Annotated in this window: 12 protein-coding genes; 3 read left to right on the top strand and 9 right to left on the bottom strand. The window is 64.2% G+C overall.

Going from position 1 to position 12,452, the window contains the following annotated elements; genetic code table 11:
* Window positions 1-73: 73 nt before the first annotated feature.
* From Q5064_RS06150 to Q5064_RS06125, 6 genes are all read right to left on the bottom strand, one after another.
* The gene (locus Q5064_RS06150) at window positions 74-1,459 is read right to left on the bottom strand and encodes a radical SAM protein (RefSeq protein ID WP_302963071.1); all 1,386 of its coding nucleotides are present in this window, start codon (window positions 1,457-1,459) and stop codon (window positions 74-76) included.
* Window positions 1,460-1,645: 186 nt separating this feature from the next.
* The gene (locus Q5064_RS06145; RefSeq protein WP_302963070.1) at window positions 1,646-2,044 is read right to left on the bottom strand and encodes a GntR family transcriptional regulator; all 399 of its coding nucleotides are present in this window, start codon (window positions 2,042-2,044) and stop codon (window positions 1,646-1,648) included.
* A 35-nt stretch (window positions 2,045-2,079) separates the two neighbouring features.
* Window positions 2,080-3,054 (bottom strand): slipin family protein, encoded by a 975-nt coding sequence (locus Q5064_RS06140; RefSeq protein ID WP_302963068.1) that lies wholly within the window; start codon window positions 3,052-3,054, stop codon window positions 2,080-2,082.
* Window positions 3,055-3,107: 53 nt separating this feature from the next.
* A complete protein-coding gene (gene nrfD / locus Q5064_RS06135) occupies window positions 3,108-4,079 on the bottom strand; it encodes an NrfD/PsrC family molybdoenzyme membrane anchor subunit (protein WP_302963067.1) in 972 nt (323 codons plus the stop codon).
* A 241-nt stretch (window positions 4,080-4,320) separates the two neighbouring features.
* Entirely contained in the window at window positions 4,321-4,959 is a 639-nt protein-coding gene (locus tag Q5064_RS06130) for a carbonic anhydrase (RefSeq protein WP_302963066.1), read from the bottom strand.
* A gap of 195 nt (window positions 4,960-5,154) precedes the next feature.
* A complete protein-coding gene (locus tag Q5064_RS06125; RefSeq protein WP_302963065.1) occupies window positions 5,155-6,042 on the bottom strand; it encodes a LysR family transcriptional regulator in 888 nt (295 codons plus the stop codon).
* A 201-nt stretch (window positions 6,043-6,243) separates the two neighbouring features.
* Between Q5064_RS06125 and Q5064_RS06120 the strand changes: the two genes are divergently transcribed.
* Window positions 6,244-7,851 carry an FAD-dependent oxidoreductase gene (locus tag Q5064_RS06120; protein WP_302963063.1) on the top strand — a complete coding sequence of 536 codons (1,608 nt, stop codon included), beginning with the start codon at window positions 6,244-6,246 and terminating at the stop codon, window positions 7,849-7,851.
* Between the two features lie 261 nt (window positions 7,852-8,112).
* Here the strand turns inward: Q5064_RS06120 and Q5064_RS06115 are convergent, their stop codons facing one another.
* The 3 genes from Q5064_RS06115 to Q5064_RS06105 form a co-directional block, all read right to left on the bottom strand.
* A complete protein-coding gene (locus tag Q5064_RS06115; protein ID WP_302963062.1) occupies window positions 8,113-9,405 on the bottom strand; it encodes a HipA domain-containing protein in 1,293 nt (430 codons plus the stop codon).
* 3 nt (window positions 9,406-9,408) lie between these two features.
* Window positions 9,409-9,621, bottom strand: coding sequence for a helix-turn-helix domain-containing protein (locus tag Q5064_RS06110; protein WP_302963061.1), 213 nt, complete (start codon window positions 9,619-9,621; stop codon window positions 9,409-9,411).
* 190 nt (window positions 9,622-9,811) lie between these two features.
* Window positions 9,812-9,937 carry a helix-turn-helix domain-containing protein gene (locus Q5064_RS06105; protein WP_242369493.1) on the bottom strand — a complete coding sequence of 42 codons (126 nt, stop codon included), beginning with the start codon at window positions 9,935-9,937 and terminating at the stop codon, window positions 9,812-9,814.
* Between the two features lie 246 nt (window positions 9,938-10,183).
* On the opposite strand from Q5064_RS06105, the gene Q5064_RS06100 reads away from it, so the two are divergent.
* Window positions 10,184-11,548, top strand: coding sequence for a PFL family protein (locus tag Q5064_RS06100; RefSeq protein ID WP_302963060.1), 1,365 nt, complete (start codon window positions 10,184-10,186; stop codon window positions 11,546-11,548).
* A gap of 199 nt (window positions 11,549-11,747) precedes the next feature.
* Window positions 11,748-12,059, top strand: coding sequence for an L-rhamnose mutarotase (gene rhaM, locus Q5064_RS06095; RefSeq protein ID WP_302963059.1), 312 nt, complete (start codon window positions 11,748-11,750; stop codon window positions 12,057-12,059).
* Window positions 12,060-12,452: the final 393 nt, after the last annotated feature.

Genomic DNA, 12,452 nt, shown 5'->3' with positions numbered 1-12,452 from the left:
AGTATAGTCTCTTTGTTTCTTTGTCGCAATACATTGTGACAATTATTTTTTAACTCGTTTTGGGGATGGACGCTCAGCGAGCCCAATTCTTCTCGAACCCCTGGAGGCACCGCTCACGCGCATCGGCCAGGCCGGTGTCGTCGACAAGCCGAACGGGAGCCTCGCTCGCAGCCTCCACCTTCAGCTCCCGCAGCGACCGCCCCTCGTCCGCCACGATGTTGAAGGACACGCATAGTCGCTCGGGGTCAGGCGCAGCCGCACGGGCGAGGGGAAGCCAGCGAGGATGGAAGGCCAGCGACCTCCCCTCGGCGTCCTCGAGAAAATGGGAGCACCCCTTCCTCTCGAGCGCGCGGCGCACCGGCATGCGGTCGTCATCGAAGGCCACCGCGGCCTTCAGGAAAAAGTCATCGTAATCGAAGGCGTAGCAGGGATGAATATCGACGAAGGGCTCGTTCGTATTGCGCACCTGGGCACGGTGCTTGTTCTCCAACGAGCAGTAATGCAAAGAGAGCCGCAGACCTTGCTCGCGCGCCCAAAGCATCAGACGCAAGCACGCCTCCTCGCTGTCCTGCACCGCCAAGGCCCCGGCGTAGGTGTAGTCGAACAGCACCCGCTGAGGCGGATTGCGCAGGGTGAGGCCGAGAGAGGCGAACACGGGCCAATTCCACATAGCGTAGGCGAACTCCAGCAAGTTGATGCCGTCGACGCCCAGGACATCGAGCTTCGCCAAGAGATCCTCCATGAACGATTCGGTTCCCGGGATGACGGGCATCTCCACCATGACGGTGGGCACGCTCTCGCGCGCCCAGGCCACACGCTCCAGCACCTTCTCCAAAAGCGCCGGCTCGTCATCTTGCTTGACGGAGAATCGGATTTCGTGGAGCCCCGCCTGCACCAGACGATCGATCAGGTCGCGCGTCAGCAGATCGCCCGACGTGTACAGGCGCAGATGCACATCGGGAAACAGCTCGGCGGCGCGGGAGAAGAAGGCCACGGCTTCGTCGGCCATCAGAAGCGGCTCGCCCCCGGTCAGCGCGACGCACGCCGGGGGACAGGGCTCGGCGGCCAAGTCATCCAGCTGGCGACGCCAGGGGAAGGGCCGCTCGCACCAGTAGGCGAAATCCTCCTGGTTGGGGTTGAAGCAGAAGAAGCAGTCGCGGTGGCAGTTGTTCGTCAAGGCGAAGCTGCGGCTCACGCAGGAGCCGGTACAGGCCTCGCAGGCCACGCTCATGGGGCCGAGGGCGACGCTCGCCCCGCCGTTGCGAATGCGCGCGCCCTTCTCGCGCAGCCGGCCGAGCAGCTCCTCGCGCTCGCGGCGCTCGGTATCGCTCGGAGCGAACGCCACGCCGGTCGCCTCGAGGGCGGCCATGTGCTCCGCCTCGATGCCCTCGTACAGCGCGAGGGCCGACTGCAGGCCGTCGCCTGCGCCGATCCCTTTGGTTTCCCTCTCGACTGCCATCTTTCCCCCTGGACAGCATTGTCTCGACCGCTCGATGTGACCGTGTCTCTGTCACGATGTCACATTATCACAATATCTTGCGACAATAAAGACTTGACTTGATCTGATTGAAGCCGCGCATCCGGACGCCCCGCATCGCCGAGCCCTGCGGGTCGCGAGTCTCGCGGCTCCCGAGCAAACGCGCCTCTAGCGCATGAAATCCCGATGCGCGAGGCGAGCCTCCACCATGGCGACGATGTCGTCATCGGCCAAGCCCGCATTCGAGCACACGCGGATCATGTCGTCGATCACCAGCTCGATGGGAGAATCGGAAGCGGTGTGGGCGCCCAGGTCGTGACGCTCGGCCACGAAGGTGCCCCGCCCCTTGCGGGTTGAGATGTAGCCCTCGCGCTCCAGGTCCATGTAGGCGCGGTTCACCGTGTTGTAGCTGATGTCCAGATCCACCGCGAGCGCGCGCACCGTGGGAAGCCGGTCGCCGGGAACATAGGCGCCCGAGCCGATGAGGTAGGCGATGCGGTTCTTGATCTGTATCCACACCGGCAGGCCGGAGTTGTGGTCGATGGCGAAGGATTCAAGGGCGTTCATGGTATATCTCTCTCGTCGCTAACGGACATATCCTATCAGAGTCCCCCGCCCTGCCTCTGAACCCCCTCCGCAAAACCATCGCTCACGGCCGTGGGCACCGTGACTACCGCGCTGCCCGAGCCCCTCACCGTCTCGTACTGCATGAGCATGGTACGCAGCTTCAGGGCCGCGTCGGCATCGCCGTACACCTGGGCCGCCTCGGCAAGCATCTCCGCAAGGTCGGCCTCCGCGCTGGCGACGGTCATGCGAGCGTTGCGCTCGCGGTCGGCCTGGGCCTCCAGAGACATGACATGCTGCAGGTCGGCGGGAATCACAATGTCACGCACCTTCACCGAGATGACATCGACGCCCCAGCCGGCCGCCTCCTTCTCGATATCGGCCTTGATCTCCTCGTCCAGCTGGTCGCGGCGCAAGGCCACCTCGGCCACCGTGGAGCGGCCCACCGCCTCGCGCAATGAGGTTTGGGCAAGATACGATATGGCCGCATAGTAGTCCTCCACCTCCACGCATGCCTTTTCCGCATCCCACACCACCCAGAACAGCACCGCGTCGATGTTCACGGGCACCAGATCGGCCGTGAGCGTACGCTCGGCGCGGAAGGGCGTGGCGATGGTGCGCTGGTCCACGCGGATGGTTCCGTACTCCAAAATGGGAATGGTGGCGTAGAAGCCCGGTCCCACCACGCGGTCCAGCTTGCCCAGGCGCAGCACCACCACTTTCTCCCAGCCGAGCGCAATGTGAAGCGACGAGGCCGCCACGAGCGCCGCGGCCAGCGCACCTAGAATGCACGCGAGGGAAACGCGCCCCTCCAGGGCAATGCCGCAGGCGAGCACCGCCGCGCCCGCGGCCAAAAATACCGCAACGCTGAACACAAGCGCCCCGTTGCGCGACGATTTGCGCGGCACATAGGACGTGGCGGCGAGCATCTCGGCCTCGTTGTCGCTCCAAGGACCGCAGGCGGTCTCTCGCTCGTTGCGGAGGCCCTTCTTGCTTCTCGTACTGCCGAACATCGTCTATCCCTTCCTCTCGTTCCGTTCCAAATTCGCGCACTGCCCCTCGCGGCTCAACCCGGCACCGCAGCGGCCAGCCGGAATGCGAGCTCGGGTGTTTGGGAGATATCGAAGGCGGCCAGGCCGGCCACGCCCACGCGCAGCGCGGCGGCGCCTAGCAGGATGCAGAAGGCGATCCAGAGGCCCTTCACCCGGCGGTCGCCCGCCGGATAGCTCCATTCCAAGACGAAGGGGGCACCGAGGCCGCCGAGCACCAGCACCACCCAGAACAGCACGGCTCCGTCGCCGGCGACCAGAGACGAGGCGCCGGCCCTCGTCCCCTCGTCGGCCAGCTGCCCCCCGACGAACAGCGCCAGCAGCGCCGCCTCGGCGAGGATGATGACGCGGTCGGCGCGCCCCAGCCGTCGCAGCGCCGAGCCGAAGGGCAGGCGCGAGTCGACGAGGGACGCCGCGACGAACACCACGGCCGCGCCGCACGAGAGGCTCGACAGCAGGAACAGGGCCGGCAAGACCCCCGTGCGGTAGGCGAGCACCGAGGGAAGCGAGCCCAAGAGCACGCCCGTGTACGCCGCCGTGACAAGCCCCGCCGCAACGGCGAAGATCGCAGCCGCCAGCACCGGGGCCGGGCGCAGGCGCATCCCCAGCCCGTTCGACGCCGCCGCGAAGAACGCGGCCGCGACGCTCGATGCCAGCAGGGCCCAGGCGCCCACCGTGACCACCGAGAAGCGCGGCGCGAGCCACAGGGCCGCCACGCGCTCGGGACGCCCCGCGTCCGCCAGCAGGCAGAGCGAGCCGGCGCCGAGCAGAATCAGGCACAGCACCCAGCCGCGCGACAGGAGCTCATGGGGAACCCGTAGGCGCTGCGCCCATCGGGCTGAGCACGCTCGCATCACGCCCAGGGCACGTCCGCTCGGCAACGCGCCGTAGCGGCCGATGTTGGCGCATTCCAAAACGCCCAAGACCACGCACGCGCCCGCCCCTGCCCCGCCGAAGAACAGGTAGGCCACGGCAAGCTCGCTGAACAACCCTCTCCCCCGCCTTCCCGCGCTCTGCGCCTGGACGCGAATGTCATCGCCGCCAGTGTAGCCCCTCTATCACTTTATCGCAAGCCATTACGATAAGACCTTTCTCAGCGGGAGGCTCCACGACCAGCGGGCGGAGCCGACGGGCGCCCATCGCGATGACCCGCCACCTTCCCCCATTTGCGCATCAGGTGCACCGCAATCGCCTTTGAAGCCGCGGCGAACGTCGAGGCCAGATGGGCCCCTAGCCGGCCGCTCCTTCCAGGAAGTCCACCACGCCGCAGTGGGTGTGGTACACCGCCGCGCGGATCTCCAGGCCGTCCTCGGCGGCCAGGCGGGCAAGCTCGGGGCTCGCCTCCAGTTCGGCCACGGCCGCCCGGGCGTTCACCACGCTAGCCGCGTAAGGGTCGCGCACGTCGCCCAAGGCCTCGGAGATGCGCTCGGTGATGGCCGACACGGAGCCGCGCTCGCCGTCGAGGGCCGCCTTGATGGCGCCGCAGTGGGTGTGCCCCAGCACCAGCAGCAGGCGCGTGTGCAAGTGCTCGCAAGCGTACACGGCGCTGGCCAGTTCCACCGGCCCCACCACGTTGCCGACCACGCGGATGACGAACAGCTCGCCCAAGCCCGTCATGAAGATGTGCTCGGGCACCACGCGGGAGTCGGCGCAGGTGATGACGCAGGCAAAGGGACGCTGGCCGTTCTCGAACAGGTCCTGGATGCGCTCGGGCGACAGGTCGCGCTCGTGGTCGAGGGCCGCCACGTAGATGCGGTTGCCGTCCCGCAGCCGCCGCAGCGCCTCGTGCGCCCCCACATGGGCGTCAACGTCGTAGTCGTCGGCCGTGTAGGCCATGGCCATCGTCGCCGCACGTTCGTCCGCTGTCATTGCTTCCTCGTTCTCATTCATTGCCGTTCCCTTTTTGCTGCTGGGTCTTCTTGTCGCATTCCATCATGGCCCGAAAGGGCGCTGCAGAAAAGAACGCATCTACCAGCGGGCCGAGAAGACAGCCGACTCGCTTGCCGCCGACGCGCCCCTCGCGCGCTTCCAAAATCCGAAGCTTCGACGCGATAAGGCGGCTCGTCAGCAGAAGACGGCCAGGCTGGACAGATGCGCCAGAAACGCCTCGTCCCACAGGCTCAACGAGCGATCGCACCGGTAGGCAACGGAAAATCCCCAGGAAGCGTCTTCAATGGGCACGCCCACAAAACCCTCGTGAGGAAAGGAGCCCACATGGGAGCGCACGGTTATAGCGAGCGCCCTGCGCTCAAGAGCTCGCTCAAGGACCTCGATCATCTGATCGGCATAAAAGATGCGGCAATCCGGCGCCTCGGCGCGGAGACGCTCCACAACGGGCGCAAGCGATACATACTCATCGGGAGAGAGGCAGGCCACCTCGCACCCTGCCGCATCGGCCAGGCGCGCCGTCTTTCGCTGAGCCAAGGCGTGCGCGGCGTCAACCCAGAAGAACATCGAGTCTCGATGCAGAGGAACACTGGCAATGCGCTCATTTTGGATAGGGTCATTCAACAGCGCAAAGTCACACGCCTTCTCTAAAAGCATAGCCTCGCAATCGCCATCGAGCACCGCCCGCAATATCTCCACCGAGGCCCCGAAGACGTTCTCCTCATCGAAGGCGCAGATATCCTCCCGCGTGATCACGTTGAACAGTCCCGTCGAAGCAGCGAGCGTCACCGAACGCTCCTCGCGGCGGCGCAACAACTCGATCTCCTCGCTCATGACTTTCTGACGATCGAGAAACGCACGGCTGAAGGCGCAGAAGACCTCCCCGTACTCTGTTAGCCGCACCCCCTTGTGATCCGCCTCGAACAGGGGCACGCTAAGCGAGCGCTCCAAGCGTTCGATAGCGCTTGCGAGCCCCTGCTTGGTGATGAATAGCTCTCGAGCCGCACGCGCATAACTACCCGTATCGGCAAGTTTCGCCACATAGGCGAACACCCTCGTATCCATACAGCCCCCGCCCCTTCATTGCAGACCATTCAAGCATAGTCCCTCGAACCGCAGCCACGCAAGTACGCACCTTGTTGAAAGAGGGCAACAATTCGCTGATTCCCAAATCCCGTGTTTCCACGCCACAATAGCGCCACCAGTAAACCGCAGACGACTCGGAGCCCCACGCACCGAGCGCCTCATAGCCTACGGAGGAGGACCATGAGTATCTCTCGTCGAAACTTCTTGAAGTTCGGTGCCGCCGGAACCGCCGCGGCCGGCCTGGCCGGGCTAGCCGGCTGCGCCCCGATCGCCCCCGCGCCTTCCAGCGAATTGTCGGCCACCGGCACCGACGACTGGCTCGGAACCGCTCCGGCCCTCTCGCCCGACGATTGCACCCAAACCATCGAGTGCGAGGTGCTCGTTGTGGGGTCGGCGCTGGCCGGCTCCATGGCTGCCTATGGAGCAATGCGCAACGGAGCTGCCGTCACGGTCATCGAGCGCAACGCATCGCCCCACATCGGCGGCATGACCATTTCCTTCCTCAATGCGCAAACCCAGCTGGAGGCGGGCCTGCCGAAGTACGATCCCGTGGAGACGGCAAACGCCATGTTCAACCTCACTCAGTACCGTTCCGACATGCGCCTGAATGCCTTGTGGTGCGAGCGCTCCGGCGAGGTGTTGGACAATCTGCGGACCGACTTCCTAGAGCCCTATCAGCAGTACTACGCGCCCATCAGCCTCGAGGGCATCTTTCCCGATCCCAGTCAGGAGATTACGTCCTATATCAGCACCGGCGTAGCCTTCTCGGAAACGGATATCCTCACCGATTTCACCCACAACATCCATCAGTTCCTGGAAGACAAAGGCGTGGAAACCTACTACCGCACCAAAGCCGAAGTGCTCGTGCAGGATGAGTCCGGTCGCGTCACCGGCGTTGTAGCCACTAACGAGAACAGCGAGCCCGTCTATTTCAAGGCCGCCAAGGGTGTCATCATGTGCACTGGCTCCTTCGGCGGCAACGAGGCCATGATGCGCCGTTTCTATCCCGAGCACTTCGCCGAGTGGGCGCTGGCCAACAACGCCTATGAGGCCTACATGGGAGAGGATCCAGTGACCGATACCGAGATGGATGACGGACTGGGCCATCGCATGCTGTGCTGGGCCGGCGCCGAGATGGAAGAGATCTGCTCCTGGGCCTCCTGGCAGACCACCGGCTGGCGCTCGTTCCCCTACCTGTTGGTAAACTCCAAAGGCGAGCGCTTCATGAACGAGTGCACCTCGCTCCTCACTTCAGCCCACATCGTCGCCGACCAGCCGGGCCATGACGGCGTCATATGGCAGATCATCCCCACCAACGACTTCGAGATGCCCTCGTCTTTCGGCTACGACCGCGCGATGGCCGCCGAGATGTTCAAGATCGAGGAGAATGAGCACTACGAGGCAGATTCCATCGCCGAGCTGGCCGAGATGATCGGGCTCGACCCCGACACGCTCACCGCCACCGTCGAGCGCTACAACGAGCTGTGCAGCGCGGGCGCCGATACCGACTATATGAAGGCGGCCCGCTATCTGGACCCCATCGACGACGGCCCCTTCCAGGCGTGGAAGATGCAGTACCTGTTCTATTGCACCCTCTCCGGCGTACGCTGCAACGACAAGCTGCAGGTGCTTGATGCCAACCACGACCCCATCCCCGGCCTGTACGCTGGCGGCAACACCGTGGGCTACCGCTTCGGCGCCAGCTACGAATCGCTGCTCCACGGCGGCTCCAACGGCCTGGCCGCCACCCACGGCTACCTGGCCGGCGAGGCGGCCGCGCTGTCGTAAAAGCCCGGGGAAGCCCACTTGCCGTCCTCCTCATCGGGGCCCCGCGCGGGGCCCCGATTGCTTTCGGGGAAGCACTCTCTCGCTTCGGCTGTCGCGCTTTGCCGTGTGGCCACCAGGCGAATATCCCGATCGGCGCAATAGGCCACAATCCCCTCTCGCTCAATGGCGGCGGCGGGATTGGCACCGCTTATCTCATCGGCGATGCCCAGCTCCATCTCCCGGCCCGTCTTTCGCCCGACCGCCTTTTGGAACCGCGCCATGTTACGCACCCAGGCGGTCGATCTGGCCGCGAGCGAAGCGCTCTATGTCCGCCAATTTGGAAAGCGGGCGATTCAGGCTGTTTTCCATATCGGCGGCGATGCCGGACATAGACCGCAACGCACCCTCGCACACCTCGTCGATCAGGCGCATCATAACCTTCTCGGAAAGCGCCAGCTCCGCGGCGAGCATGAGAAAATCATCGCGCTCCACTTCGTCGATCTTGTTCGTGCGCCCAATGCGCATGGCCATATGGCGATCAAGTCCCTGATACACTACCGTGGAGGCCACGTCGTAAACAGGAGCAAGCTCGAAAGCCCGCCAGTCGGCGCCCCTCACAGCAGTAATGTTTTTGAGATGCCCATCGCAGTTGCCTACGACGGCGTTGAACACGAGCAGTTTTGCAAACGCTCGCAAATCCTTCACGGGATCAGTCGAGCGCACGGCTATCTCGTCGCCCACGCGCTTGGCGTAGCAAACGCCCCCCGTTTCGTATTTGCGCTCAGGCAAGAGCCCCAGTATCTGGCAGAAATCCTCCTGATGCATCCGCGCTACGCGATGAAAATCGGCCCCGGCACGTTTATCGACCTCGGGCAACACCTTCCGGTCGAATCGCTCGATAACGAAAAGCGGCTGCCCCTCGATAACGTCAATGAACGAATCGGGGACGCCGAGCCCGACCGATTCAGCCACGCGCAGACAGAAATTCTCGTTCTCGCTCAACTGCTCGAAACGCCGACTCGACGCCTTTACGATATGCGTCGAAGGAGCGCTCCCGCGGGGAAGCGCATAGCGAACCGTCCCTTCATGCACCTCAAGATACAGGCCCATCTTGGACTGGGCGCCCGCAAGAGATAGTTTCGCTTCCTCCTGCAGCTGAGCTACCCCCTCGGCCCCCTCGCGAAAGGCGCTCCCTATGGTTTCGCGCGAGAGCGGCTCGTAGCCGTAAGCCACTTCGGATTCTTTGCCCTCCTCCCGCTCCAACAACACGGCACCGATGCATTCGCTACCCAGCGCGTCGAGCACCTTGAGATACGACGAGCTTTTCACTTCCAGCTTCTTCGCCACCGCCGCCAAAGCGGCGCCTTCGGGCAAAAGGTTCTTGAAAAAGGGGCGCGCCTTCCGTGCGGGATAAGGCTCCTCTTGGAACGGAAGCGATACTGACAGAGGCGCTGCAGGATACCGTCCGGAAAACGCAGGATCATAGGAGAACTGTTCTTCGCGTCCGGGAATCGTTTCGAGTGTGCCAACGCGGTGGCGCTTCCCCTCGATTTCCCCGAATACCGCCATGCGCATGAGCTACCCCCGTTCCCGAAAATTGAGATCGAGACCCACTCGGTTGGCAACGCGAATCGCCTTTTCCAGCTGAGCCGTCGGCTTACCGCCCTCAAGCTGTGAGACGAACATGACGCCTACATCGCAGACCTCCGCCAACTCAGTTTGGGTGTACCCGAGTTTCTTCCTGCGATCCCGTATCGCTTGCCCGAACTCTTTTGCATTGCGGATAGCCATAGCGCATCCCATCGTCAGAAATTATTGCGAACGGGATAATACCAGAATTTCCTCTTGAAATTATCGCGAACGGAATAATTTGACCACGATGTACATGAATTATTGCGATCGTGATAATTGCTCAGTATAAACGTATGTTGAAATTTCATGGCAAGATCCTAGGATTTCAACGCACGTTGAAAAGCGGGGGCTACGCTGCTACCGAGTGCAACAAGTCGGCGGCGTCCACGCCGTATAGCTTTGCTAGAGCGAGCAGATTGTGGGTAGAGGGGTTGCTCGCGCCCTTCTCCCATTTGGAAATCCCTATAATTTTCATACGTCATCCTTCTCGCGTTGCCAACTTCGACACACAAGCCATCCTAGCATCGTCCCCGCAAAGCACCAGCAACTATGGCGCAACTTTAGGTTGATACGCATCCCACGGGCGAAAGGCCGCTCTTCCCATCAGTCGGCGGGCACCGTCTGCGTGCTCGGGCGCCCGAGGCGCTTTCCCGTTTGCTACACTGTGCGAATATGGAAAAGCCGCGGAGTTGGTCGCGAGCGAAGAACACGAGGAGCCATTATGCAGATTACCCCCGCAGAGGTTGCCGAGACCCTGGCTATGGTCTCGAAGCAGAACCTGGACATCCGCACCATCACGCTGGGCATCAACCTGCGCGGCTGCGTGGACGCCGACGTGGACGCGCTGGCGCGCAAGGTGTACGACCGCATGACCACGGCCGCCGAGCACCTGGTGCCCACCGCCGAGCAGCTCGAGCGCGAGTTCGGCATCCCCATCGTGAACAAGCGCATCTCGGTCACCCCCATCGCGGAGATCTGCGCCGCCGTGACCACCGACGACCTCTCCCCCATCGCGCGGGCCATGGATCGTGCCGGGGCCGAGGTGGGTGTCGATTTCGTCGGCGGCTTCTCGGCGCTCGTGCACAAGGGCGCCACCCGCGCCGACCACAAGCTCATGGATTCCATCCCCGAGGCGCTGGCCACCACCGACCGCGTGTGCGCCAGCGTGAACGTGGGCAGCACACGCGCCGGCATCAACATGGACGCCGCCTTCAAGATGGCCGGCATCGTGAAGCGCGCCGCCGAGCTCACGGCCGACCGCCAGTGCATCGGCGCCGGCAAACTCGTGGTGTTCTGCAACGCCGTGGAGGACAACCCCTTCATGGCCGGCGCCTTCCACGGCTCCGGCGAGGCCGACGAGGTGGTGAACGTGGGCGTGTCGGGCCCCGGCGTGGTGCGCGCGGTGCTCGCCGACCTGCCGAAGGAAGCCGATCTCACTACCGTGGCCGAAGCCATCAAGGCCACGGCCTTCAAGATCACCCGTGCTGGCGAGCTCATGGCCCGCGAGGCCAGCCGCCGCCTCGGCGTGCAGAAGGGCATTTTGGACCTGTCGCTCGCGCCCACGCCGGCCGAGGGCGATTCCGTGGCCGAGATCCTGGAGGCCATCGGCGTGGGCCAGTGCGGAGGCCCCGGCACCACCGCAGCGCTCGCCATGCTGAACGACGCCGTGAAGAAAGGCGGCGTTATGGCCTCCAGCAGCGTCGGCGGCCTGTCCGGCGCCTTCATCCCCGTGTCCGAGGACGCCGGCATGATCCGCGCGGCCGAGGACGGCGCCCTTTCCATCGAGAAGCTCGAGGCCATGACCTGCGTGTGCTCGGTGGGCCTGGACATGATCGCCGTGCCGGGCGACACCACCCAGGAGGCCATCTTCGGCATCATTGCCGACGAGTGCGCCATCGGCATGATCAACAACAAGACCACCGCCGTGCGCCTCATCCCGGCCATCGGGTGCCAGGTGGGCGACCAGCTGGACTTCGGCGGTCTTTTGGGCTACGCCCCGGTCATGCCCGTGAACCCCTACGCCGGCACCGTGTTCGCCCACCGCGGCGGCCGCATGCCCGCGCCCTTGAACTCGCTGAAGAACTAGCGGGCGCGTCACCCTCTTTCAGCTCCCCGGTTTCTCAGCATGCCGCCCGCGGTGCTCGGAGGCCCGAGAGTCCGCGAGTCCGCGAGCCCACGAAATCCTACAGCGTCGCATCAACGGCCCGCCCCTCCCCTCGGAGAGGCGGGCCGTTTCCTATACTGGCGGCATCCGGCATCGCAGCAGATCGCGAAAGGAGCGCGCCATGGTCAAGACGTTCAAGATGAAACTCTACCCCGGCATGGAGGCCGAGTACGAGCGGCGGCACAACGAGCTGTGGCCCGAGATGGTCGACATGATCCACGAACACGGCGGCCGCAACTACACCATCGCGCTCGACCCGGACACGCTCACGCTGTTCGGCTACATCGAGATCGAAGACCCCGAGCGGTGGGCCGCCGGCGCCGACACCGCCATCAACCGCAAATGGTGGGACTTCATGGCCGACATCATGGAGACCAACGAGGACAACTCCCCCGTCTCCGTGGACCTTCCCGTGCTGTTCCACCTGGATTAAGGGCGCCGCGTCGCACACCGCTCACCCCCTACCGACGCACCGCAGCGGCCGGGGCTCATTTCCCCCGTCGTCGCCCGCCGCACCGGCCGGCGCCCATCCCCCGGGGCGCCCGGTGCACCAGTCGACGCCCTTTCTCCTCCGGGGCGCCCGGTGCACCAGTCGACGCTTTCCCGGCCAAACAACCGTCTTTCGCGCGAGCATAGGCCAGCTTTCTGGCCACTTTCGAGCGAAAGGGTGCGGTATTTCCCAGATTCCGGACAATTTCTTCCTGTTCGCTCAAACGGAGAGCGGGATAATGGCCCACGGAACAAAACGAGGCAGCGAAAGCGAGCGAGATTATGCATGTGCACACCCCCATTACCGTGCGGTACGGCGAGACGGACATGATGGGGG

The organism is uncultured Adlercreutzia sp., from assembly GCF_958431955.1.
GTDB lineage: Bacteria > Actinomycetota > Coriobacteriia > Coriobacteriales > Eggerthellaceae > Adlercreutzia.
The sequence above is the reverse complement of the archived record's forward strand: the minus strand, read 5'-3'. Positions and strand labels throughout refer to the sequence as shown.